General features: G+C 68.6%; 21 protein-coding genes and 3 pseudogenes. 13 read left to right on the top strand and 11 right to left on the bottom strand.

Annotated features, from left to right (window positions below):
* Both J0695_RS13180 and J0695_RS13175 read left to right on the top strand, forming a co-directional pair.
* A pseudogene (locus J0695_RS13180) lies at window positions 1-1,033 on the top strand (amidohydrolase); the annotation flags it as partial.
* Between the two features lie 129 nt (window positions 1,034-1,162).
* The gene (locus tag J0695_RS13175; RefSeq protein ID WP_206962186.1) at window positions 1,163-2,245 is read left to right on the top strand and encodes an FAD-dependent oxidoreductase; all 1,083 of its coding nucleotides are present in this window, start codon (window positions 1,163-1,165) and stop codon (window positions 2,243-2,245) included.
* Between the two features lie 80 nt (window positions 2,246-2,325).
* Here J0695_RS13175 and J0695_RS13170 read toward each other — a convergent pair.
* From J0695_RS13170 to J0695_RS13150, 6 genes and pseudogenes are all read right to left on the bottom strand, one after another.
* Window positions 2,326-2,853: pseudogene (locus J0695_RS13170) on the bottom strand (amino acid permease); the annotation flags it as partial.
* On the bottom strand, window positions 2,757-3,008 hold the full coding sequence (locus J0695_RS46260) for a hypothetical protein (protein ID WP_425573215.1): 252 nt from the start codon (window positions 3,006-3,008) through the stop codon (window positions 2,757-2,759). The pseudogene J0695_RS13170 and the gene J0695_RS46260, both read right to left, overlap by 97 nt.
* Before the next feature lie 132 nt (window positions 3,009-3,140).
* A complete protein-coding gene (locus tag J0695_RS13165) occupies window positions 3,141-5,210 on the bottom strand; it encodes an MDR family MFS transporter (protein WP_206962185.1) in 2,070 nt (689 codons plus the stop codon).
* A 74-nt stretch (window positions 5,211-5,284) separates the two neighbouring features.
* Window positions 5,285-5,611, bottom strand: a complete 327-nt coding sequence (locus tag J0695_RS13160; RefSeq protein ID WP_206962184.1) for an SH3 domain-containing protein — start codon at window positions 5,609-5,611, stop codon at window positions 5,285-5,287.
* Window positions 5,612-5,764: 153 nt separating this feature from the next.
* Window positions 5,765-6,220, bottom strand: a complete 456-nt coding sequence (locus J0695_RS13155; protein ID WP_307798597.1) for a GNAT family N-acetyltransferase — start codon at window positions 6,218-6,220, stop codon at window positions 5,765-5,767.
* A gap of 32 nt (window positions 6,221-6,252) precedes the next feature.
* Window positions 6,253-7,176: an NAD-dependent epimerase/dehydratase family protein gene (locus J0695_RS13150; RefSeq protein ID WP_206962182.1), complete on the bottom strand. Its 924-nt coding sequence runs from the start codon at window positions 7,174-7,176 to the stop codon at window positions 6,253-6,255.
* Window positions 7,177-7,298: 122 nt separating this feature from the next.
* Here J0695_RS13150 and J0695_RS13145 point away from each other — a divergent pair, with 122 nt between their 5' ends.
* From J0695_RS13145 to J0695_RS13130, 4 genes are all read left to right on the top strand, one after another.
* A complete protein-coding gene (locus J0695_RS13145) occupies window positions 7,299-8,138 on the top strand; it encodes a polysaccharide deacetylase family protein (RefSeq protein WP_206962181.1) in 840 nt (279 codons plus the stop codon).
* Window positions 8,139-8,187: 49 nt separating this feature from the next.
* Window positions 8,188-8,397, top strand: a complete 210-nt coding sequence (locus J0695_RS13140; RefSeq protein WP_206962180.1) for a hypothetical protein — start codon at window positions 8,188-8,190, stop codon at window positions 8,395-8,397.
* The gene (locus J0695_RS13135) at window positions 8,394-8,612 is read left to right on the top strand and encodes a hypothetical protein (protein ID WP_206962179.1); all 219 of its coding nucleotides are present in this window, start codon (window positions 8,394-8,396) and stop codon (window positions 8,610-8,612) included. The genes J0695_RS13140 and J0695_RS13135 overlap by 4 nt, the downstream gene beginning before the upstream one ends.
* 124 nt (window positions 8,613-8,736) lie before the next feature.
* Complete coding sequence (locus tag J0695_RS13130; RefSeq protein WP_206962178.1) at window positions 8,737-9,345, top strand: DUF4126 domain-containing protein; 609 nt, start codon at window positions 8,737-8,739, stop codon at window positions 9,343-9,345.
* A gap of 9 nt (window positions 9,346-9,354) precedes the next feature.
* On the opposite strand, the gene J0695_RS13125 is transcribed toward J0695_RS13130, so the two are convergent.
* From J0695_RS13125 to J0695_RS13115, 3 genes are read right to left on the bottom strand one after another with little or no spacing between them, the layout of a single operon-like run.
* Window positions 9,355-9,951 (bottom strand): histidine phosphatase family protein, encoded by a 597-nt coding sequence (locus tag J0695_RS13125; protein WP_206962177.1) that lies wholly within the window; start codon window positions 9,949-9,951, stop codon window positions 9,355-9,357.
* 39 nt (window positions 9,952-9,990) lie between these two features.
* The gene (locus tag J0695_RS13120; RefSeq protein WP_206962176.1) at window positions 9,991-11,205 is read right to left on the bottom strand and encodes an acyl-CoA dehydrogenase family protein; all 1,215 of its coding nucleotides are present in this window, start codon (window positions 11,203-11,205) and stop codon (window positions 9,991-9,993) included.
* A gap of 15 nt (window positions 11,206-11,220) precedes the next feature.
* A complete protein-coding gene (locus J0695_RS13115) occupies window positions 11,221-11,682 on the bottom strand; it encodes an SCP2 sterol-binding domain-containing protein (RefSeq protein WP_206962175.1) in 462 nt (153 codons plus the stop codon).
* Between the two features lie 158 nt (window positions 11,683-11,840).
* Between J0695_RS13115 and J0695_RS45630 the strand changes: the two are divergent.
* Window positions 11,841-11,981 (top strand): annotated as a pseudogene (locus J0695_RS45630) (GNAT family N-acetyltransferase); the annotation flags it as partial.
* Window positions 11,982-12,000: 19 nt separating this feature from the next.
* Here J0695_RS45630 and J0695_RS13110 read toward each other — a convergent pair.
* On the bottom strand, window positions 12,001-13,209 hold the full coding sequence (locus tag J0695_RS13110; RefSeq protein WP_206962174.1) for a PucR family transcriptional regulator: 1,209 nt from the start codon (window positions 13,207-13,209) through the stop codon (window positions 12,001-12,003).
* Window positions 13,210-13,996: 787 nt separating this feature from the next.
* Here J0695_RS13110 and J0695_RS43835 point away from each other — a divergent pair.
* From J0695_RS43835 to J0695_RS13095, 3 genes are all read left to right on the top strand, one after another.
* A complete protein-coding gene (locus J0695_RS43835) occupies window positions 13,997-14,599 on the top strand; it encodes a hypothetical protein (protein WP_242552589.1) in 603 nt (200 codons plus the stop codon).
* Between the two features lie 361 nt (window positions 14,600-14,960).
* On the top strand, window positions 14,961-15,563 hold the full coding sequence (locus J0695_RS13100) for a hypothetical protein (protein ID WP_206962173.1): 603 nt from the start codon (window positions 14,961-14,963) through the stop codon (window positions 15,561-15,563).
* 125 nt (window positions 15,564-15,688) lie between these two features.
* Window positions 15,689-17,224 (top strand): DUF6801 domain-containing protein, encoded by a 1,536-nt coding sequence (locus J0695_RS13095; protein WP_206962172.1) that lies wholly within the window; start codon window positions 15,689-15,691, stop codon window positions 17,222-17,224.
* Window positions 17,225-17,308: 84 nt separating this feature from the next.
* Here the strand turns inward: J0695_RS13095 and J0695_RS13090 are convergent, their stop codons facing one another.
* A complete protein-coding gene (locus J0695_RS13090) occupies window positions 17,309-18,241 on the bottom strand; it encodes a hypothetical protein (protein ID WP_206962171.1) in 933 nt (310 codons plus the stop codon).
* 342 nt (window positions 18,242-18,583) lie between these two features.
* Between J0695_RS13090 and J0695_RS13085 the strand changes: the two genes are divergently transcribed.
* From J0695_RS13085 to J0695_RS13075, 3 genes are all read left to right on the top strand, one after another.
* Complete coding sequence (locus tag J0695_RS13085) at window positions 18,584-19,786, top strand: epoxide hydrolase family protein (RefSeq protein ID WP_206962170.1); 1,203 nt, start codon at window positions 18,584-18,586, stop codon at window positions 19,784-19,786.
* Window positions 19,787-20,352: 566 nt separating this feature from the next.
* A complete protein-coding gene (locus J0695_RS13080; protein WP_206962169.1) occupies window positions 20,353-21,342 on the top strand; it encodes an ABC transporter ATP-binding protein in 990 nt (329 codons plus the stop codon).
* Window positions 21,339-22,196 (top strand): MlaE family ABC transporter permease, encoded by an 858-nt coding sequence (locus J0695_RS13075; protein ID WP_206962168.1) that lies wholly within the window; start codon window positions 21,339-21,341, stop codon window positions 22,194-22,196. The genes J0695_RS13080 and J0695_RS13075 overlap by 4 nt, the downstream gene beginning before the upstream one ends.
* Window positions 22,197-22,198: the final 2 nt, after the last annotated feature.

The following is a 22,198-nucleotide window of genomic DNA, read 5'->3' as shown; positions in this document are numbered from 1 at the left end:
GCCCCGTCTACCTCCCCAACCGCGACCACCACGGCGCCTGGGCCAACTCCCGCGCCCTGGAGATCGCCCGAGTCACCCGCCACACCCCCGACCCGGCCGACGGCCGCTTCGAACGCGACGCACAGGGTGTGCCGACCGGCATGCTCNNGTCGTCGGCGCCCTGTGGTGGGACCGCGAGCGCGGCGCCGAACAGATACCGGAGCTGGTGGAGCGCCGTGCGGCCCTGCGCCACGGCCGGTTCCGCGCCGACTCGGTGAAGATGATGCTGGACGGGGTGGCCGAGACCGGCACGGCGGCCCTCCTCGACCCCTACCTCGACCGGTGCGGCTGCGTCACCGCCAACAGCGGCACCAGCTTCATCGACCCCGGGCAACTTCCGTCCTATGTGACCGAGTTGGATGCACTCGGCTTCCAGGTCCACTTCCATGCCCTCGGCGACCGGGCGGTACGCGATGCCCTGGACGCCGTCGAGGCGGCCCGCAGGGCGAACGGCCCCAGCGACACACGCCCGCACCTGGCCCACCTCCAGGTCGTCCACCCCGACGACATCAACCGCTTCCGCGCGCTCGGCGCCACTGCCAACATGCAGCCGCTCTGGGCGGCCCACGAACCACAGATGGACGAGCTGACCATCCCCTTCCTGGGCGCTGAGCGGGCGGCGCAGCAGTACCCCTTCGGTGCGCTCCTGCGCTCCGGCGCCACACTCGCGGCGGGCAGCGACTGGCCCGTCAGCAGCGCCAACCCCCTCGAAGGCATCCATGTCGCGGTCAACCGGGTCGTCCCCGGCGCCAAGGACCCGGTCTTCCTGCCCGAGCAGCGCATCGACCTCACCGCCGCGTTCGGCGCGTACACGGCGGGCTCCGCGTACGTGAACCACCTCGACGACACGGGCTCCGTACGCCCCGGCGCCCTCGCCGACCTGGTGGTCCTCGACCGTGACCCGTACGACGGCGACGCCGGGGCCATCGCCGAGACGAAGGTCGCGCTCACCTACGTAGGAGGGGAGCGCGTGTACGCCGCGCCCGGCTACTGACCGCCCGGTCGAAGCAGGACGCCGTCCCGCCAACTACCTTCGAGTCATGACCCTGGAAATGCAGACCCCTGTCCGAACCCGCGGCCGGCCCCGCCCCGCCGCATCCGCCCCGGCCGCCGGGTGCCGGCCGTGATCGCCGTCGTCGGCGCCGGACTGATGGGCGCGGCAACCGCCTGGCAGCTGGCCCGTGCCGGCCATGAGGTCACCCTGATCGAGGCGTACAAACCCGGTCACATGAAGGGGAGTTCGCACGGCAGCTCCCGTATCTACCGCAGGGTGTACGACGACCCCTTCTACATCGATCTCACCGGCAGGGCGGGGGAGGCCTGGAAGGAGCTGGAGAGCGACACCAACGCCGGTCTGCTCCGTACGACAGGAGGTCTCGACCTGGGCGAAGGACGGGACCCGGCCCGTCTCGCCGAGATCCTCGCCACCGCCGGAGTCCCGCACGAGCTCCTCACCGCGCAGGACGCGGGCGAACGCTGGCCGGGCATCCGCTTCACCGGCCCCGCGCTGTACCACCCCGACGCGGGCGTGATCGACGCCGACGCCACGGTCGCGGCCTGCGTACGGCGGGCGACGGAGCTGGGCGCGCGCGTCCTCACCGGCGTACGCATCGCCTCGGTCGAACCCCTGGGCGCGGCAAGGGCGTTGCTCCGCACCGAACAGGGCGGCGCCATCGTCGCCGACACCGTGGTGGTCGCCGCAGGCGCCTGGCTGCCCGAGTTCGGCCTGCCCCTGCCGGAGCTGCGCATCACCCAGCAGCAGGTCTTCCACTTCCGCCAGCGGGACCCGGAAGCGTCCTGGCCGACCCTGGTCTCCCAGGACGAACTCTCCCTCTACGGACTGCCCTCGGGCGCAGACGGCGGCGCGGCCCCCGCCGTCAAGCTCGCGGAGCACGACAAGGGCACCCCCACCACCGCCCGTACCCGCACCGGCGAACCGGACGAGTCCTCCCGGCTGCGGGTCTCCGGATTCGTGACCGACCGGCTCCCGGGTCTGGACCCCGAACCGGTGGCCGAGGCGACCTGCCTCTACACCACCACCCCCGACGAGGACTTCGTCCTCGACCGCCAGGGCCCCCTGGTGATCGTCTCCCCGTGCTCGGGCCACGGCGCCAAGTTCACCCCGCTCATCGGCGCCATGGCCGCCGCACTCGCCACCGGGGAGGGCGACCCGGAACCCCGGTTCTCACTCGGCCGCTTCCGCTAGCGGGCCGACGGACAGCCGTAGCCCACCCCCGACCCGTCAGCGGTGTCCGCGAGCGATCGCTTCCCGCCGGCTGGAACGTGTCACCCCAAGGGGTCGAAGGGTGGGGGCTGTTGGGCGGTCGCGATCCCGCGCACCCGGCCTCGTACCGCGAACCAGCCGAGCGCCAGGGCCGCGGCGATCGGCACGATCAACATCACGGTGTCGCGTCCGGCCCCGTCCGTGTCGAACCACATCATCACGACCACACCGGCCAGGAACGCGATCGTCAGCAGCTCGATCCACGGTGAGGCCCAGAGCCGGAAGTCCGGCCGGTCGAGCAGGCCCAGCTTGGACTGCCGTACGAACACCAGATGGCAGACCATGATCATGGTCCAGGTGGAGATGACGCCCAGTGAGGCGATGTTGGTGACGATCCCGAAAGCTTCCCCGGGCAGCCAGGCGTTGAGCGCCACACCGAGCAGCGCTACGCACGACGTCAGCAGGATCCCCGCGTACGGGACATGACTGCGGCTCATCCGTGCGGTGAAGCCGGGCGCCGAGCCCGCCATGGCCATCGAGCGCAGGATCCGCCCCGTCGTATAGAGCCCCGAGTTGAGGCTGGACATGGCCGGTGGACCACCATTTCTCCCAGCGCGCGTACGACGAAGAAGGCGAAGATCCCGCAGATCGCATACGCGAACGCCAGTGCCGGCCCCGCCTTGGCGAAGTTGCCGCCCGCACCGAGGAAGAGACCGGTGCCGATCGCCCCGCCGATCGCGATCATGCTGATGTGGCGGGGCTTGAGCGCCTTGCTGTATCCGGCGTCCCCCGCGTCCGAGACTTCCCGGGGGTCTTCGCGGATGTCCTTGCTCACGGGTGTGCCGTCTCGCCTTCGGGGCCAGGAGGTGGGGAGCGGTCAGGAACGGGAACCGAGGCTCGCGGGCCGCCGGTTCTGCGGCAGGCCGTGCGCGAGGTCCTCGGCGAGCAGCCGCTTGGAGATCGCGTCCACCGCGGCCCGCAGCTCGGAGGAGCGCGGTCGCCCGGTGTCCTCCTCCAGCTGCTGGTTGAGCCAGTCGGACCAGGCGGTCGCGATGGTGTCGGCCTCCCGCTGCCCGGCCGCCGTGTGCGAGTAGAGACCGCCGGCCCGGGTCAGATACCCCTCGTCGACCATCCGCTCGAAGACCGGCACCAGCACCTCGGGCGGCAGCCGGTGGCGGCCGGCGATCAGCCCGATGGAGGTGTGCCCGACCATCCGTGTGTACAGCTCGACCTGCATCACCGCCCAGGCGCCCGCCGGATCGAGGCGGGTGTCGGAGTCGGTGAGGATCTGCCGTGCGGTGTCCGGGCCCTTGGCGATGAGGATCTTGGCGACGGCCCCCTCCAGCAGACGCGAGGAGTCCCCGCTGGAGGGGGAGGCGAAGCCCTCGCCCATGTCGGTGGAGCCGGCGCGTGCGGTGTCGCGGAGCTTGACCTGCTTGAGGAAGAGCGCGACGACGAATCCGACGACCGCGACGGGCACGGTCCACAGGAAGACGGTCTGGATGGTGTCGGCGTACGCCTCGATGATCGGCTGGGCCGCCTTGGCCGGCAGCGTGTGCAGCCCCTCCGGGCTGGTCGCCGACTTGGCGATCTGCGCGGGAGGCAGTCCCGAGGCCTTCGCGGCCTCGGCGACCCCCGAGGTGAGGTTCGGCGCCAGGGAGTTGGTGTAGATGGTGCCGAAGACCGCGGTGCCGAAGGAGGAGCCGAGCGTGCGGAAGAAGGTGACGCCGGAGGTGGCGGTGCCGAGGTCCGTGTAGTCGACGGTGTTCTGCACGGCGATCGTGAGCACCTGCATGCACAGACCGATGCCGAGACCGAGCACGAACATATAGAGCGAGGAGAGCCAAGCGCTGGTGCCTGCCCCCATGAGCGACATCAGATAGAGCCCGAGCCCCATCACCAGCGAACCGACGATCGGGAAGATCCGGTACTTGCCGGTCTTGCTGACCACGTTCCCGCTGAAGATCGACGCGATCAGCAGACCGACGACCATCGGCAGGGTCCGGACGCCGGAAATGGTGGCCGAGTCCCCGTCGACGTACTGCAGAAAGGTCGGCAGGAAGGTCATCGCGCCGAGCATGGCGAAGCCCACGACGAAGCTGAGGACCGAGCAGACGGTGAAGACGGGGTTGCTGAAGAGGCGCATCGGCAGCATCGGCTCCGCCGCCCGGGTCTCCACCAGGCAGAACAGGCCGAGCGCGATGATGCCGCCCACGAAGAGGCCGATGATGGTGGGCGAGCCCCAGGCGTACTCGTTGCCGCCCCAGCTGGTGCCCAGGATCAGGGCGCTCGCGCCGACAGCGACCAGGGCGATGCCCAGGTAGTCGATGACCGGCTTGATCGCCGACTTCACCGTGGGGATGTTACGGGCGGCGGCGATGACCACGACGATGGCGATGGGGACGTTGACGTAGAACGCCCACCGCCACGTCAGGTGGTCGGTGAAGAGCCCGCCGAGCAGCGGCCCGATCACGGTGGCGACACCGAATACGGCGCCGATCGCGCCCTGGTACTTGCCGCGCTCGCGCAGCGGGATGACATCGGCGATGAGCGCCATCGCGGTGACCATCAGGCCGCCGGCGCCGATGCCCTGCATGGCGCGCCAGGTGATGAGCAGCGACATGTTCGTCGCCAGACCGCAGAGGAAGGAGCCGGTGATGAAGATGATCGCGGAGACCTGGAAGACCAGCTTCCGGCCGAAGAGGTCACCGAACTTGCCGACCAGGACGGTGGCGACGGTCTCCGCGAGGAGGTACGAGGTGACCACCCAGGACATGTGCTCCGCACCGCCCAGGTCCGAGACGATCGTCGGCAGAGCGGTGCCGACGATCGTCTGGTCCAGCGCGGCCAGGAGCATGCCGAGCATGATCGTGCCGAAGACGATGTTGCGCTGCCGTACGTCGAGGACGGGCGGTGCGGTCGGTGCGGTGTCGCTGGCAGTGGTCACACTGGCACCCTCACACCGCGTCAGGTGGCCCGCATGCGGGGTGGTCCGGACCGGTGATCACTCGTCGGCGACCGCTAACAGTCGAGGTAGGCGACATAGATCCAGACGCCGGTGGTTCCGCCCCACAGGTCGCCCATGATCCAGTCCCCTGTCCGCCCGCGGTAGTCGAGGTTCTGACCCCGGTTCACCTGGCCGAGGACCGGATACTCCGGTCCCGGTCCGCCCCGGTAATTGACGCCGTTGTCGTTGACCGTGCACACCAGGGCAGGGGCCCGGACGGCCTGCGGGCGGGACGCCGGGGCCGGGGCCGCGGTGGCGACGGTGGATCCGGCCAGGGCGAGGACGCCGACGGTGGCGGCGGTCAGTGTGCGCAGGGCGCGGGACAGCGTGGTGGATCGCATGGTGTCTCCTCAACAGATCGTGCAGGACTGCCTCGTGACCAAGGGTGACCTGATGCATTCCGTTCAGGAGGGGGTCGGGCGGACGGCAACCTGATCGAGTGAGGCCGCCGGAACAAACCCCGGACCGAAGCACGTACCAGCGCTCAAGTGCGCTCAAGTGCGCCGTCGTACGACGGGAATGACCAGGTCGGGGCGGTCCCACGCCACGGCGGGCGGACTGGCGGCCACCGTGCCGACCCTTTCCGCGCCCACGCTGAGGTAGAAGCCCTCGGAGGGCGGATGCGAGACCACCCGCACCTCGTCGAGACCGGCGGCGCACGCCCGGCTCACCATGTGCGCGATCAGCTCCCGGCCGATGCCGAGCCCCTGCGCGGAGTCGGCCACGAACATCAGGTCCAGCTCGGCGGCGTCGAGCAGCAGGGCATAGAAGCCGAGCACCCGCTCGTCCTCGCCCACGGCGACGTACACCTCGTGGATCTCGATGTAGTCGGGCCCGATCCGGTAACCGGCGATCATCGGCGCGTACGGGCCCTGATAGGCGCCCGATGTCCGTACAAGCCTGGTCAGCCGCTTGGCGTCCCGGGCGGTCGCCCGCCGGATCTCTGTCATACGGTGAGTATCGCCCACGGGCGCAGCCGTGATCATGCCGCCGGCGAACCACCGCTCTCGGCAAGGGCCTTGATCCCCTCGATGCTGCTCGCCCGGGTCGGCTTCCAGCCCAGCTCGGCCCCGGCCCTGGTGTTGTCCAGGCGCAGCTGGCTGCCCATGATCGTGCGGGCGAGCGGGGCGGCCCGCAGCACCCACCGCGGGACGGTCATGGGGCGCGGGGCGCCGAAGGCCTCGGCGGTCGCCCGGGTGTGTGCGGCAAAGCTGACCGGGGTGTCGTCGGCGATGTTGTACGCCCGCCCGGCGCGGTCGGTGCGCACGGCGGCGACGACCGCCCGGGCGGCGTCCCCGACCTCGACGAAGGACAGCGCCCGCCCGTGACCTTCGACGACGGGCAGGCCGCGCTTGCGCAGCAGCGGCACCATGTGGGCGTCGGTCACCCCGGCGCCGTAGAACATCCCGAAGCGGAGACAGATCCCCTCGATCCCGTCCGAGCCCAGCGTCAGCTCCTCCAGGGTGCGCATGGCGCCGACATGCTGCTCCAGTGCGGCGTCGGTGCCCTGGGGGCCGAAGGGGGTGCCCGACTCGGTCAGCGGCTCGACGCCGTGGTCCCCGTACCCGTACCCGAACATCATCGACTCGGCCACGAAGCGCCGTGCCCCGGTCGCGCGTGCGGCGTCGAGGAGATGCGTGGTGCCGGTGGTGCGGAGGACGTTGGTGCCGTGCATGTCCCGGTGGCGGGTGAAGGACTTGCCCGCCAGGGCGGTGGCGGCGTGCACCACGGCGTCGAAGCTGTACCCGTCCACGGCCCGCAGCACCGCGTCGCGGTCGAGCAGGTCGGCCCGTACGTCATTGGCCGCCCCGCGCCCGAGCCGGGTGACCGTGTGGCCGTCGGCGGTGAGGGCCTCGGTGGCGAGCGTGCCCAGGATGCCGCTTCCGCCTGCCAGCAGAACCTTCATGGTGTCCTCCGTGGATCGTGTGGATACCCAGAGGACAAGTGGCGGCGGCAGAACGTGACATCGGCGAATCGGCGTGCCGACCTGTTCGAATCGCAACTGTACGCGCTGTGTATAGTTTCTGGATGCTGGGCCTCCGCATCTTCGTCGGCCCTTCGACCCGTCATACCCACCCAGGGGGAACCGCTGTGCCGCACCACCTGTCCAAGGTCCGACTGAAACCCCTGGCCGGGCTGTTGACGGCCGCCTTCCTGGCTGCGGCACTGACCAGTTGCAGCTCCCTGCACGGGGTCACATCGCCGCGCAGCGCGAGGGACGGCGCACCGGAGGACAAGAAGGTCGCGGCGGGGGCGGTCGACTGCCGGAAGGCGAAGTGTGTCGCACTCACTTTCGACGGCGGTCCCAGCGCGCCCACCCCGAAGCTCCTCGACATCCTGAAGAAGGAGAAGCAGCACGCCACCTTCTTCCTGCAGGGCAAGGGGCATGTCGACACGTACCCCGAGACGGTCCGCCGTATGGCGGCCGACGGGAACGAGATAGCGAACCACACCTGGTCGCACGCGGTCCTCACGGACATCAAGCCGGCCCAGGTACGTGAGGAACTCTCCCGCGTCCAGGACCCCATCGAGAAGCTGACGGGCAAGAAGCCCACACTGATGCGTCCGCCGCAGGGCCGTACCGACGACGACGTCTCGAAGATCATGCGCGAGATGGGCCTCGCGCAGATCCTGTGGAGCGTCACGGCCAAGGACTACGAGACGACAGACACCGCGCTCATCACGAAGCGGGTACTCGACCAGACCAAGCGCGACGGCATCATCCTGCTGCACGACCGCTACAAGGGCACGATCCCGGCGGTTCCCGGGATCATCGCCGAGCTGCGCAAGCGCGGCTACACGATCGTCACGGTCTCCGAACTGATCGCCCCGTCGAAGCCGGAACCGGGCAAGGTCTACCGCCCCTGACCGCGCCGCGCGGGGTGCGGGAGCGGGCGGTGCGTCGCAGTCTGGAGTCATGAGTGCGCCGATAATCGTCCACCCGCCCAGCCCGTCCGGCGGCCGCCGTGTCACCGCGCAGGGCCAGATCCTGGGTCTCGCACACAGCGACAGGGATGTCACCGAGTTCCTGCGGCGTGCGGGGATCGAGGACGCCGAACTGGTCCTGGACGACCGCATGTGGGTGGAGTGGCGCGGCGGACGGGCGCACCGGTACGAGGCGGCATGACGCCGGACACCCCGCCCCCGGCCGAGGGTCACTACACGATCGGGGCGGTGTCGACCGACGACCCGAACAGGCTGCAGATGTTCGAGACCTACGGCATCAGGCCGGGTGCGTCGTTCCAGGTGATCAGGGAGAAACCCATCACGATCCTGACCAGGACCCATCTCCAGGTCATGCTCACCCAGGACGACTGGGACACGCTGACCTTCATGTCCTGACGCCACCAGGGTCAGCCGGCTTTCCGGGCCCGCTCGGCGAGGACCCCGCTGAGCGCTGCCTCGTTTAGGCAGCCTGCCGCGGTCGCCAGGCGCGGAGAGCCGCCCCGTGGTTACGCTCTTGCCCGTGTCCGTACTTCCCCTGGTCTTCACCAGCGGCTGGGCCAGCGGGATCAACGCGTACGCCGTGGTCCTGCTGCTCGGCATCTTCGGCGCGACCGGGCTGACCGACGAGGTCCCCGAGTCGCTGCAGCGGCCGGACGTCCTGATCGTGGCCGGAGTGCTCTTCCTGTGCGAGGCCGTCGCCGACAAGATCCCCTACGTGGACTCGGCCTGGGACACCGTGCACACCGTGATCAGGCCGGTCTCGGGTGCGGTCGTCGGAGCGCTGCTCGCCGGGCAGAGCGGGTCGCTCTCCGACCTGGCGGCGGGCGCGGTCGGCGGAACCACCGCGCTGGCGAGTCACACCGTCAAGGCCGGGACCCGTATGGCGATCAATACGTCGCCCGAGCCGTTCTCGAACTTCGCCATGAGCAGCGCCGAGGACCTCGGGGTCGGCGGAGTCGTGACGTTCGCGATGTTCCATCCGCAGGCGGCCGCGATCATCGCGGCGGTGCTGCTCGTACTCGGCCTGCTGGTGCTGTTCTTCCTGATACGGCGCATCCGGCGATTCCTGCGCCGCAGGGCTCAGCGGCGCGAGGAGAAACGCATCGCCCGTGAGACGCCACCGCCCTAGTGAGGGTCATCAGGCTCCGGCGGGTACGTTCCAGGTGCCGATCACCGGTTCGTCGTGCTCGGTGCCGAGCGAGCTGAGCGTCCCGGTGCCCGGGTGCCGGAGCAGCCGCCCGGCCTCGGGCGGCAGTCCCAGCCACCGGGCGGCGAGCACCCGTTGCAGGTGACCGTGCAGGACCAGCGCCACATCCCCGTCGGCCAGCAGCGGCCTGACCCGGTCCAGTACGGCGTCCACCCGCGCCCCGACCTCGGCGACGCTCTCGCCGGGGTGCCCGGCATCGCCGGGGACGACGCCGTCGCGCCAGAGGTTCCAGCCGGGCCGGGCAGCCGAGATCTGCTCTGCCGTCAAACCCTCGTAGCCGCCGTAGTCCCACTCCCACAGGTCGGGATCGGCGCGCAGGCCGGTGAGTCCGATCAGGCCCGCGGTCTGCACCGCGCGGCCGGCCGGGCTCGTCAAGGCGGCGACCACGTCCCTGGGCGCGAACACAGGAGCCAGCCTGCGGGCGGCGGCTCGCCCGGCCTCTGTCATCGGGACATCGGTCCTGCCCGCGTACTGACCGGTGCGGCTCCACGCGGTCTCACCGTGTCTGATCAATAGCAGCTCGCCCATGGCCGGGTACCGTATCAGCCGCTCCCGGAGCGGCCGGGCTCAGCGGATGTGACGACCGGAGATCGCGCGGGCGATGACCAGGCGCTGGATCTCGCTGGTGCCCTCGAAGATGGTGTAGATCTTCGCGTCGCGGTACCACCGCTCCACCGGGTGCTCCCTGCTGTATCCCGCACCGCCGAGGATCTGGACCGCCTTCTCCGTTGCGGAGACGGCCAGTTCGCCGGCCCGGAGCTTCGACATCGAGCCCTGGCCCGCATCGAAGGTCTTGTCATTGCGCGCCATCCAGGCCGCCTGCCAGATCAGCAGGCGTACCGACTCGATCTCCGTACGCATGTCCGCCAGGGCGAAGGCGATCGACTGGTTCTCGATGACGGGGCGGCCGAAGGCCTCACGGTCGCCCGCGTAGTCGAGGGCGTATTCGTACGCGGCCCGCGCGATGCCCAGCGCCTGCGCGCCCACCGTCGGGCGGCTGACCTCGAAGGTCGCCATCGCTGCCTGCCCCTTGGCGCGGCCGCCCTCACGGGCTCTGGCCAGACGGCGGTCCAGTTTCTCCTTTCCGCCGAGCAGGCAGTGGCCGGGGACCCGGACGTCGTCCAGGAACACGTCCGCCGTGTGCGAGGCGCGCAGGCCCAGCTTCTTGATCTTGCGGTTGCCTGCCAGACCGGGGGTGGCAGGCGGCACGATGAAGGCCGCCTGGCCGCGCGCTCCCAGCTCGGCGTCGACCGAGGCGACGACCACATGGACGTTGGCTATGCCGCCGTTGGTGATCCACGCCTTCTGGCCGTTGATCACCCACTCGTCCTTCGCTTCGTCGTAGCGTGCGCGCGTACGGAGGGAGGAGACGTCCGAGCCCGCCTGGGGTTCGGAGACGCAGAAGGCCGCCAGCTTCGGGTCGGTCTCGTCGCCGAAGCACTGGGGGACCCACTCCGCCAATTGGTCGGGCGTGCCCGAGGAGAAGATCCCGGCGACCGCGAGCGACGTACCGAAGAGGGCCATACCGATGCCGGCGTCGCCCCAGAAGAGCTCTTCGTTGGCGATCTGGAGGGAGAGTCCGCTCGGGTCGCCGTACATATCGGCCAGGGACTCGAATCCGTACAGGCCGATCTTGGCCGCCTCCTGGATGACGGGCCAGGGGGTCTCCTCGCGTTCGTCCCACTCGGATGCCGCCGGGCGGACCACGTCCGCCGCGAAGCCGTGGATCCACTCCTTCAAGTCCCGTTGTTCTTCGGTGAGTTCGAGAGAGAAGCCGCTCATGTCCCGGGTCCCTCCTCAGGCCTTGGGGATGTCGAAGTACCGGGTGAGGCCCGATGCCAGGCCCACATCGCCCGCGATCTTGAGCTTGCGCATCATGAACATCGTCACGGGATTGCCGTTGCCCGAGACCAGCTTGAGGAAGTCCGCGTCGCCCATCACCAGCGTCAGGCGCGGCTCCGTCTCCGAGCGGCCCGCCGTGACCGTGCAGGCGCCGTCCGCGATCGCCGTCTCGTAGACAGCTTCCGTCTCGCCGGTGACCTTCCAGCGGATGACGGCGTTGAGCGACCCCGCGGCCTCCGGGCGGAACTGACGCTCCATCCGGCCGAAGATCTCCGCCAGTACGCGTGTGCGCAGCTCGCCGTGGGCGATGTCCTTGATCTGCTGCGCCGAGAGCCCCTTGATGATCTTCGCGAACTCCTGCGGCGAGACCGCGGAGAAGTCCAGGGCGGCCAGGTCGTCGATGGAATGGTCTGCCACAGCCGGTTCCTTACTCTTGAGTAATCTTACTCTGGAGTCAGGTTATGGGCGCACGCGCGTACGGGCAAGAGCCGAATTGCCGTTGGGGGGCGAGGGCGCCGCCGTACCGTTGTGTCCCATGTGGTCGGCGCCGATGCGGACCGGAGGGTGTCGGCGCTCTGTGGCAGGCCGGGCTCGGTAGGGAGGAGAGCAACCTACGGGCCCGGGCGCTCTATGAACGACTGGGCTGCGTCGCATTCGACCGTCAGCCCGACTCGTGGGACGAGCAGGCGCCGGAGGGGTCGCCGCGCCGCTACGACCCAGACCTGAAGACGGCTCTCAGGTCTGCTTGCGCCGCTCTTCGAGTTCCAGTGCGCGCAGCACGATCTCCGTCGCGAATCGCCGGTCAGGATCGTCGAGTTGCTCGCCGAAGATGTCCTCCAGGGCGCGCATACGGTAGCGCACCGTCTGCGCGTGCACACTCAGGTGCGCACCGATCTGGGCAGCGGTCCCGCGCGTCGCCAGCCAGGCGTGCAGGGTCTCCACGAGACGGTCGCGACGGCTGGGGGTGAGGTCGGCCACGGGGGCCAGCTCGCGCTGGGCGAGCTGGGCGAGGAGCGGCGGGTCGGTCAGCAGCCAGAGGGTGACCATATGGTCCTCGCAGCGGACCGTGGGGGCGTCGTCGATGATGCCGCTCTCGATGAGGTCGAGCACCTGCCGCGCCCAGCGCAGCGCGTCCGACGCGCCCGTGAGGGGGACGGAGAGGCTGATAGCCGCGTGCACACCGGGGAAGGCGGCCTCCAGCATCAGCTGTCTTCGCTCGTCGAAGGGCCCGGGGAAGAGGAGGTGGGGCTGTGGTTCGGCGAGGTCGGCAAGGACATCGTTGTCCAGATTGACCTGCGGAACCCCCGCGGGAAAGCGTAAAGAGATCAGTGTGACCTGCTCCGGAAGCTCCCACCCCGTCTGCTCCGCCAGTTCGGCGATGGCGGTGCGCGGCACGGGCGACCCGGCGAGGATCAGATGGAGCAGCCGCCGGCGCACGGTGTCCGTGTGGTCCCCGTCGGCTGTCTTGACCTCCAAGTACCCTTCGCGGGAAAGGGATTCGAGTTCGTCCACGTAGGTGAGGAGCGCGTCGGCGAAGGTGAGCATCAGGGTGGGGGAGAGGTTGTAGCGCCGGCCGACCTTCTTCGCGCGGCGCAGGGCGACGCGGGCGCCGAGCCTGTACGCCCCGTGGAGCTCCTCCAGGCTCCGGCCCTCGTACGCCTCGAACCGCCCGAAGCGGCGGCACATCTCGTCGCGCAGGGTGGAGGAGGAGGTGGGCTCGGCCACCTGGTCCACGAAGACGGAGATGGACTGCTCGACGCCGACGCGGATTCCTTGCCCGTACGGGCCTTCGAGAAGGCGTGCGTACTCGGGATAGGCGCGCGTGACCTCCAGCCCGATCTCCTTGATCAGGCTGGGCAGTTCGGGCCGCATGACCGCGGCGAACTCCTGAGGCAGCGGTCCCAGCGGTTCATCGATGTCCGAGGGTTGTGCGACTCCCGGCATGATTCAGACCCCTTGCTCTCCGGCGCCCGGTGGGGGGTGGGCCGACGGGAGAGCGCTCCCAGCGGCCGTCAGGTGCGCACCGACTTGGCTGCTGAACATAGACCACGCTGGTGCTGATGGACACGGTTGTGACAGGACGTCGCGTATGGGGCATGTATCCGGCCATGGTGTTCCGGCCGGAAGCGGACATGCGTAAACGGTGACGAGCTGCGTATCGCCAATTGTCATGCGGTGACAAGAAAAGCGGCCGGCGCCGTCGGGCCCCATGGAAGCCGCGCCGAAGTTGGCGGGATCCGCTCGCTCGTCCACCGGCGCGGAGGGTGACCGGGAGCGGCGTCAGGAATAGACCCGCGGGCCGGTGGCGGGCACCTGGCAATTTTTGGCAACAGATGAGTGACTTCCGGGATTCCTCTGTCATGGAGTGCGCACCCATGAGCCCGGCGCACTCGGACGGGACCTGCGCGGTATCCGCTGTCGCACCGTACCGCCGTACCCGTACGGGCATGATCCGGACGCCTCGGATGTACTCACTCGGTGACAAGAATCTGCGGCCGACCACTCACTCGGAGACAGAAAGCGGGCTGCTGAAAGCAAGTTTGGGTTTTCTTCGACGCGACCTATTGCGGGCCACGTTACCCGTCCGTAGCGTCATCGCCGCACGGTGGGACGGACGACAGCGCGGGAGCCGGTCGACTCGTCACCACCGGGTGAACCCCTCGGAAGTTGTAGTTCTCTGGGGGATATGAATCCCTCAGCCGGAGCAATACCCCACGAAGGGAAACGCATAATGCGTAAGTTCGCCCGTAGAGCCGCCCTAGTAACCGGCGTACTCGGCGCAGCAATCGGCCTGACCGCGACCACGGCAACGGCCACGACCACCGTCAGCTGGCACGCGACCCCGTCCGGCGCCTACACGGCCCACGCCGTCAGCCCGACCCTGACCGTGCCGGCGGCGGTCCTCACCTGTGCCTCCTCCGACGTGACCGCGGGAACCCTCAACGCGACCAGCGCCACCGGCGCAGGCATAGGCAACATCAACACCATCACCTTCACCACCTGCAAGGTCGCCGGCATCAGCTTCAACGTCACGATGAAGACCACTCCCTGGAAGATCGACGTCTCGGCTGTGAACGCCACCAACCCGCAGTGGGTGGACGGCCAGATCAGCGCCGTCTCCGCCCACATCGCGGGCGTCGGCTGCACCGCCGACTTCACTGGTACCGTCGCCGGCCACTACGAGAACAACACCGGAAACCTCGTCCTCCCGGGCACCAGCACGACGCTGATCGCGTCCAACGCCAGCTGCCTCGGACTCATCAGCAACGGCAACGTGGCGAAGTTCAAGGCCTCGTACGCGGTGAGCACCCACCCCTCGATCACCACCCCGTAGCTGTCGGGGTACTTCCGGGTCCGGGGCGACGGAAGCGGCCAATAATGCCGCCCGTCGCCCCGGACCGCTGCTCGGTACGGGCGGTCGGTGCGCCGAGGGATTGCTCACTCATTGATAAGAAAGTCCGGCGGTTTACTCACTCGGAGACAGAAGGCGGGCTGCTGAAACCAAGTTTCCGTTTTCTTCGGCGCGACCTGTTGCGGGCCACGTTACCCGTCCGTAGCGTCATCGCCGCGCGGGACGGTCGACGGCGCGGGAGCCGGTCGACTCGTCGCCACCGGGTGAACCCCTCGGAAGTTGTAGTTCTCTGGGGGATATGAATCCCTCGGCCGGAGCCATGCCCCACGAAGGGAAACGCATAATGCGTGAGTTCGCCCGTAGAGCCGCCCTGGTGACCGGCGTACTTGGCGCAGCGATCGGCCTGACCACGACCACGGCCTCGGCCACGGCGACGTTGTCCTGGCACGTGGCGCCGTCCGGCCCCTTCACGGCCCACGCTGTCTACCCGACGCTGACCGTGCCAGCGGCCACCTTCCCCTGCGTGTCCTCCGACGTGACCGCGGGAACCCTCGCGGCGACCAGCGCCACCGGCAACGGCATAGGCAACATCAACAACATCAAGTTCACCACCTGCAAGATCGGCGCTACCGACTTCGCCATGACGATGAAGGTCACACCCTGGAAGATCGACGTCGCGGCGATCAATGTCACCAACCCGCAGTGGGTCGACGGCAAGATCAGCAGTGTCTCCGCCCACATCAAGGGGTCCGCCTGCGACGTCGACTTGACAGGCACCATCCCGGTTCATTACGAGAACGACACCGGCAACCTCGTGCTCCCGGGCACCGGCACAACGCTGATCGCGTCCAGCGCCAGCTGCTACAACCTCATCAAGAACGGCGACGTGGTCAAGCTCAAGGCCACGTACGCGGTGAGCACACACCCGTCGGTCACCACACCGTAGCTGCCCGGCATTTCAGGGTCCAGGGCGACGAACGCGGCTCATGCCGCCCGTCGCTCCGGGCCGTTCTGTACGGGTGCTCGGCACAGCGGGTGCTCGGCACAGCGATCGGAGAGAGTGGAGTGGGCGTGGATGTGAGGTACCCGGCGGGCCGCAACAGCCGTTCGGTGCGGGTGGCTTCGGTAGCGGCGGCGGCGATGGTCGCCGGACTGCTCTCCGGAGGTGGATCGGCTGCCGACGAGGGCAACAAAGAAGCAGGGACCGCGGCCCCGGTCACGATCGAGTACGACTGCAAGCTGCCCTCGGGGGCGGTCCGTGCCGCGGTCAGGATCGCCGCAGCCTATCCCGAGTCGGGGGAAGCCGGCAGACCGATGGACCCGGGGCCCGTGACGGTCGGCATGAGTCTGCCGCGTTCCGGCCTCGGTGCGGCGCTGCCCCCCGATACGACGGTGGTGCAGAGCACGGCCACCCTCGCCGTCCAGGTCGCCCAGAACGGCCGCACCGCAGAAGCGCAGTGGAACGGGCTGGCCGCGCCCGGCGCCCCGGTCCCGCCGCAGGGCGACCTTGAACTCTCCCACCAGGGTGCGGTCCCCACCGTGACCGTGAACGCCCCGGGGGTCGTCGCCCTGACGGCCGGCAGGCTCACCGTCGAAGTGAAACCGCTGGTCGCCTCGGAAGACAAGGACCCGGGAGCCGGGCTCACGTTCAGCTGTGACCCCGCGGCGGGCGAGAGCGGCCGCTTCGCGACGGTGACGGTCCCGGGCGCCACGGAGAGCTCGTCGCCCACGGGGTCCCCGACCTCGGACGACCCCGGTGGGAAGCAGCGGAAGGGCATCGCGCTGGGACCGCAGGACGGACCGGTCACCGCAGCGGAGAAACTGTGCAAGGCCCCCCTGCCCAAGGGAAAACTCGACGCCAGCGAAGCGCCCCCGGCGCCCAAGCTCCCCGATGGCCGGGTCCCGACTGAGTACGATGTGGGCGCGGGAATGCAGACGTGCTCCTACGCTGTGGGGCTGGCGAATGTGCGCAAGCTGAACGGCGCGATGATCATCAACGACCCGCAGAAGAAACCGGTGCAGATCGGCATCGCGGCGATGATGCACACCGCGTTTAGGGAACCGGACGAGAACAACGAGGGTTACTACATGCGGTTCGACTCGCTGGGGCAACTGGACCTTCCCGACGCGGAGTCCACGTTCCTGGCGTTCGGATTTGAGCCCGTCTCCGCGAAGGTCAGGTTCGAGAACGGGCCCATCACCGTCTCCACGGGAAACATCGGGGCCGACGCCGACGCCGGGGTTTTCTCCACGGCGTATTTCAAACAGTCTCTTCGGCTGTACGACGTGAAAGTCAACGGCGTACCACTCGACGTGGGAAAGAACTGCGGCACCTCCAGGCCGTTCAAGGTCGTGCTCAACGGAGGAGCCAGGTACCCCAACGTATTCGCGGGCGGAATTCTCGAGGGTGACGTCACCATTCCCTCTTTCTCCGGGTGCGGTACAGGCGGCGAGAATCTGAACTCCCTCTTCACCGCCCAGATCTCCGGCCCCGGAAATCACGTCGTCATGAACCAGGGAAACGCGTGTGTGCAGGACCAGCCGGACAACACCCCATGCCCCCCGTTGATCCCCGCACTGCCCACCTCGCTGCCGAAGGCGCCGTAGCGGCGCCCGGCACAGCGCGCACATGCCGGTGGGGGCCGGCCCCTTCGATCAAGGGGCCGGCCCCCACCGGTGTGCGGTCGGCGGCTACTTCACCGCGGAGTGCCAGTACTGGGCGAGCGCCTTGCCCTGGTCGGGCGCGACGGTACTCGGGTCGTTGATGGTGGCGACGTAGGTCGACGCGCCGTTCAGAGCCACGCTGTTCTTGCCCGACGCGGCCGGCAGGCCGGTCTTCAGGTTGACCGCCCAGTCGAGCAGCCCGGCGCCGCAGCCGCTCGCTCCGGGGACCGTGAACGTGGAGTCGCCCTGGTTCGCACCCGTGAGGTTGATCCGGCCCATGACGCCGTCCGGGTTGGACGTGCCGTTGGCGTCGAACGCCTCCGTGCTCGCCTCGGGCTGCGTCACGTTCTGGGGCTTCAGCACGATCGGTTTGGCCGCGGAGCCGATGTAGCACTTGTCGCCCAGGAGCGGGTTCTGCAGATGGATCCTGACCGGCAGGGTCACGATCGGCTCGCCGGTCGTGGTTCCCGCCAGCAGCTGGAAGTCGCTGGGCGAGTTGACGGACTCGATGGTCGCGGTGACCTTGTTGAGGGTCGCGTTGGTGATCGACTTGCAGACGCCGCTCACCACCGGGACGTTGCTCGGGCACATGAGCCCGAGCAGTCCGCCCGGAAGCGTCGCCGAGTCGGCCACCAGGGCGCCGCCCGCGGGAGACACCAGGGTGGACCCGCCGTCCGGGTGGGTGACCACACCGATCTGCAGGTCGCTGGCGCCGGTCGGGACCGTGGTGTTCCCGAGCTTGATGACACCGCTGGCGGAGTGCGAGGACACACAGAGTGCCGTGTCCGTCATCCCGTCGGCGGCGAGCATGGTCGGGTGGTCGACCGGGCATCGGGTGAACGAGCCCCAGACGCCGTTGAGCTGTGTCTGCGCGGTCGCCGTCCCCATGGCCATGACGGTGGAGAGTGCGGTGAAGGCGCCGAGCGCGCTCACCCTTACCCGGGTGGAAACAGGTCTCATGTCTTCCCCTATTCGGCGGCCATCGATGTGACAGCGGTGCACCGGAGTTGTCGGGTCTGGAACGTGCACGGTGAATTGATCTGAGCGAGGCCGATTCCACCTCCGTATTCACCGGACCGTGACGTTACTGGCGGGAAACACGCGAGCACAATGCCGAGGTTTGATAAATGTCCGCCTCGGGTCATTTCTCGTACGGGGGTGAGTGGGGCGCCGTCTCTCTTTGTCAATCGGTGCGCAAAATCGCGGTGTTGGGCCGTCCGTACGATCGCCGCGGCCCGACAGGTCCGGGCCGAGGCGTATCCCGTTCGCGTTCACCGCCAAGTCGATCTAGCGTCACTCGCCATGACGAGTACCACCGAGGGCGTACAGCCCTTCCGCATCAACATCCCCCAAGCCGATCTGGACGACCTCGACGACCGCCTCGACCGCACACGGTGGCCCGACCAGCTCCCCGGCGTCGGCTGGGCGTACGGCATCCCGCGCGACTATCTGCAGGAGCTGGCCCACTACTGGCGCCACGCGTACGACTGGCGGGCCGCCGAGGCCAAGCTCAACTCATGGCCCCAGTTCACGACCACCATCGACGGGGCCAACCTCCACTTCGCCCACATCCGCTCGCCCGAGCCCGGCGCCACTCCGCTGATCATGACCCATGGCTGGCCGGGGTCGATCGTGGAGTTCGCCGAGGTCGTGGGCCCGCTGACCGACCCGCGCGCCCATGGCGGCGACCCGGCCGACGCCTTCCATCTGGTCCTGCCGAGCATCCCCGGCTTCGGTTTCTCCGGGCCCACGTACGAGACCGGCTGGGAGTTCCGCCGGGTCGCCGCCGCCTTCGCGGAGCTCATGGAGCGGCTCGGCTATCAGCGGTACGGCGCCCAGGGCGGTGACTGGGGCTCCGCCATCTCGCGGGAGCTCGGGCGTACGCACCCGGACAAGGTCATCGGCGTACACCTCAATCTGATTCCCGGTTCCGGGGTCACCGAGGAGCCCGGAACCGACGAGCTCGCCGCGCTGAGCCCGGCCGAGCGCGAGCGGGCGCTGTCCTCCTGGCGCCGCTACCAGGAGTGGGCGCGTGAGCGGCAGGGGTACGCCGACATCCAGACGACCCGGCCGCAGACCCTCGCGTACGGGCTGACCGACTCGCCCGTCGGCCAACTCGCCTGGATCGCCGAGAAGTTCAAGGAGTGGACCGACTCGAAGGACCGGCCGGAGGATGCCGTGGACCGCGACCAGCTCCTCACCAACGTGATGCTGTACTGGCTGACCGGCACCGCCGGCTCCGCCGCCCGTATCTATTACGAGCGCGCCCATGCCGACTACTGGGGCAACCCGCCCGAGCTCTCGTCCACGCCCACCGCGCTGGCCGACTTCCCGCAGGAGAACTTCATCCCGATGCGGCACATCGCGGAGCGGACGAACAACATCGTGCAGTGGACGGAGCACGAGAAGGGCGGGCACTTCGCCGCGATGGAACAGCCCGAGCGGCTCGTCGCGGACATCCGGACATTCTTCCGGAAACTTCACCAGCTGTCCCATACTGCCTGATCCGGCGAGGCTGTCCTATATCGATAAAGCGGTTTGCCGCCGGTTCCGGTCGTCGCACGGAAACGGCCCGGGATTTATCACTCGCCGATAAGTTTTCAGGCCCGCGTACTCAGCCGACGCCAAGAAAAACATGGCTGGTCAGCGGTGTGCGGAAACTTGGAGACCTGGTATTGCGAGCCAGGTTACCCGGCCGTAACGTCCCTCTGGTGGGTAACTGCCGCAGCTGAGGCGGGGGTTGCCCGCATGCCCGACATGGAGTCCCGCCACGCCCCCTTCGTGCGGGATTCCCTACGGGAGAGCTCGCCGGCCCGATCCCTCCTTCCGGGTGGAGCTCTCGAGGTGGGGCCTCGCGGTCCCGGCCCTCCGGGCCGCGGGGTCCCACCTGCACAACAGGCTCTCAGTGCGCACTTTTCGACAAAGTTCCCCGGCTGACTTGTCATCGGGTGACAAGTAATTCGGATCTTGTCGAATTCCCTGTTCAAGGGCTTGTCCTGGCGGTGATTGTGAACCTAGCGTGCGCCTCTCGGTGCACTTCTGTCACAACGTGAGTGCATGCAGGAGGTGAGATGGGAATCGAAGTAGTCGTCGAAGGCCTTACCAAGTCCTTTGGCAGGCAGAACATCTGGCAGGACGTGACACTCACGCTCCCCGCCGGGGAAGTCAGCGTCATGCTCGGTCCTTCCGGTACGGGCAAGACCGTGTTCCTCAAGTCCTTGATCGGGCTGCTCAAGCCGGAACGCGGACGCGTCCTCATCAATGGGGTCGACATGGTCAACGGCCGTGAGCGCGACATCAATGAGACCCGCAAGCTCTTCGGGCTGATGTTCCAGGACGGGGCGCTTTTCGGGTCGATGACACTCTTCGACAACATCGCCTTCCCGCTGCGCGAGCACACCAAGAAGAAAGAGTCGGAGATTCGCCGCATCGTCATGGAGCGGATGGATGTCGTCGGGCTCCTCGGCGCCGAGGCCAAACTGCCCGGTGAGATATCGGGCGGTATGCGCAAGAGGGCGGGGCTGGCGCGGGCGCTGGTGCTCGATCCGCAGATCATCCTCTGCGACGAGCCCGACTCCGGGCTCGATCCGGTACGGACCGCCTATCTGTCGCAGACCTTGATCGATCTCAATGCCCAGATCGACGCGACCATGCTGATCGTCACCCACAATCTCGACATCGCGGCCACCGTTCCCGACAACATGGGGATGCTGTACTGCAGGAACCTCGTCACCTTCGGGCCCCGCGAGGTACTGCTCACCAGCCGGGAGCCCGCCGTCGCGCAGTTCCTGGCCGGGCGGCGCGAAGGGCCCATCGCCATGTCCGAGGAGAAGGACGCGGCCACCCTCGCCGCCGAGCAGCTCAACGGCAGCGCCGCGTACCTCGATGAACCACGGGCGATCCAGCCGCAGTTGGAGCCGTCCCCCGGACTCCCCGAGCGCCAGGCCGTCATGCGGCGCCGCGAACGGGTCCTGGGGATGATGTCCCAGCTGCCCGAGGCGGCACGCACGGCCATCATGAAGAGTTACGCGGCCCCCGCGGGCGGGGGTGTGCAGTCGTGACCGCACAGTTACCGGTACGGCCCGCCGAGCCGCCGGAGACCAACGCTGCCGGCAGCCGGTCCGGGCACTCGGGGGTCAAGCCCCCACTGCGCGTACTCGCCCCGCTGCGGGAGACCGGGAAGCTCTTCGCGCTCGGGATCGCGGTCAGCCGTGCGATCTTCCGACGCCCCTTCCAGATGCGGGAGTTCATCGAGCAGTTCTGGTTCATCGCCAGCGTCACCATCCTGCCCGCGGCACTGGTCTCCATTCCCTTCGGGGCCGTCATCGCGCTTCAGGTGGGTTCGCTGACGCAGCAGCTCGGCGCCCAGTCCTTCACCGGTGGGGCGAGCGTGCTCGCCGTCATCCAGCAGGCCAGCCCGCTCATCGTGGCCCTGCTCATCTCCGGCGCCGGCGGTTCCGCCATCTGTGCCGACCTCGCCTCGCGGAAGATTCGCGAAGAGCTCGACGCCATGGAGGTCATGGGGGTCTCGCCCATTCAACGGCTCGTCGTGCCGAGGGTGTTGGCCACCATGTTCGTCGCCCTCCTGCTCAACGGGCTGGTGTCCGTCGTCGGCACGCTCGGGGGCTACTTCTTCAACGTCATCATGCAGGGCGGCACCCCGGGCGCGTACCTCTCCAGCTTCTCCTCGCTCGCCCAGCTTCCCGACCTCTACATCAGCGAGGTCAAGGCGCTGATCTTCGGCTTCCTCGCCGGGATCGTCGCCGCCTACCGCGGGCTCAACCCACGCGGCGGCCCCAAGGGCGTCGGTGACGCGGTCAACCAGTCCGTCGTCATCACCTTCATGATGCTCTTCTTCGTGAACATGGTCCTCACGGCGATCTATCTCCAGATCGTCCCCGCGAAGGGGAGCTGACC

The organism is Streptomyces beijiangensis, assembly GCF_017315755.1.
In the GTDB taxonomy this organism is placed as follows: Bacteria; Actinomycetota; Actinomycetes; order Streptomycetales; family Streptomycetaceae; genus Streptomyces; species Streptomyces beijiangensis.
This window is presented reverse-complemented; position numbering and strand designations above follow the sequence as displayed.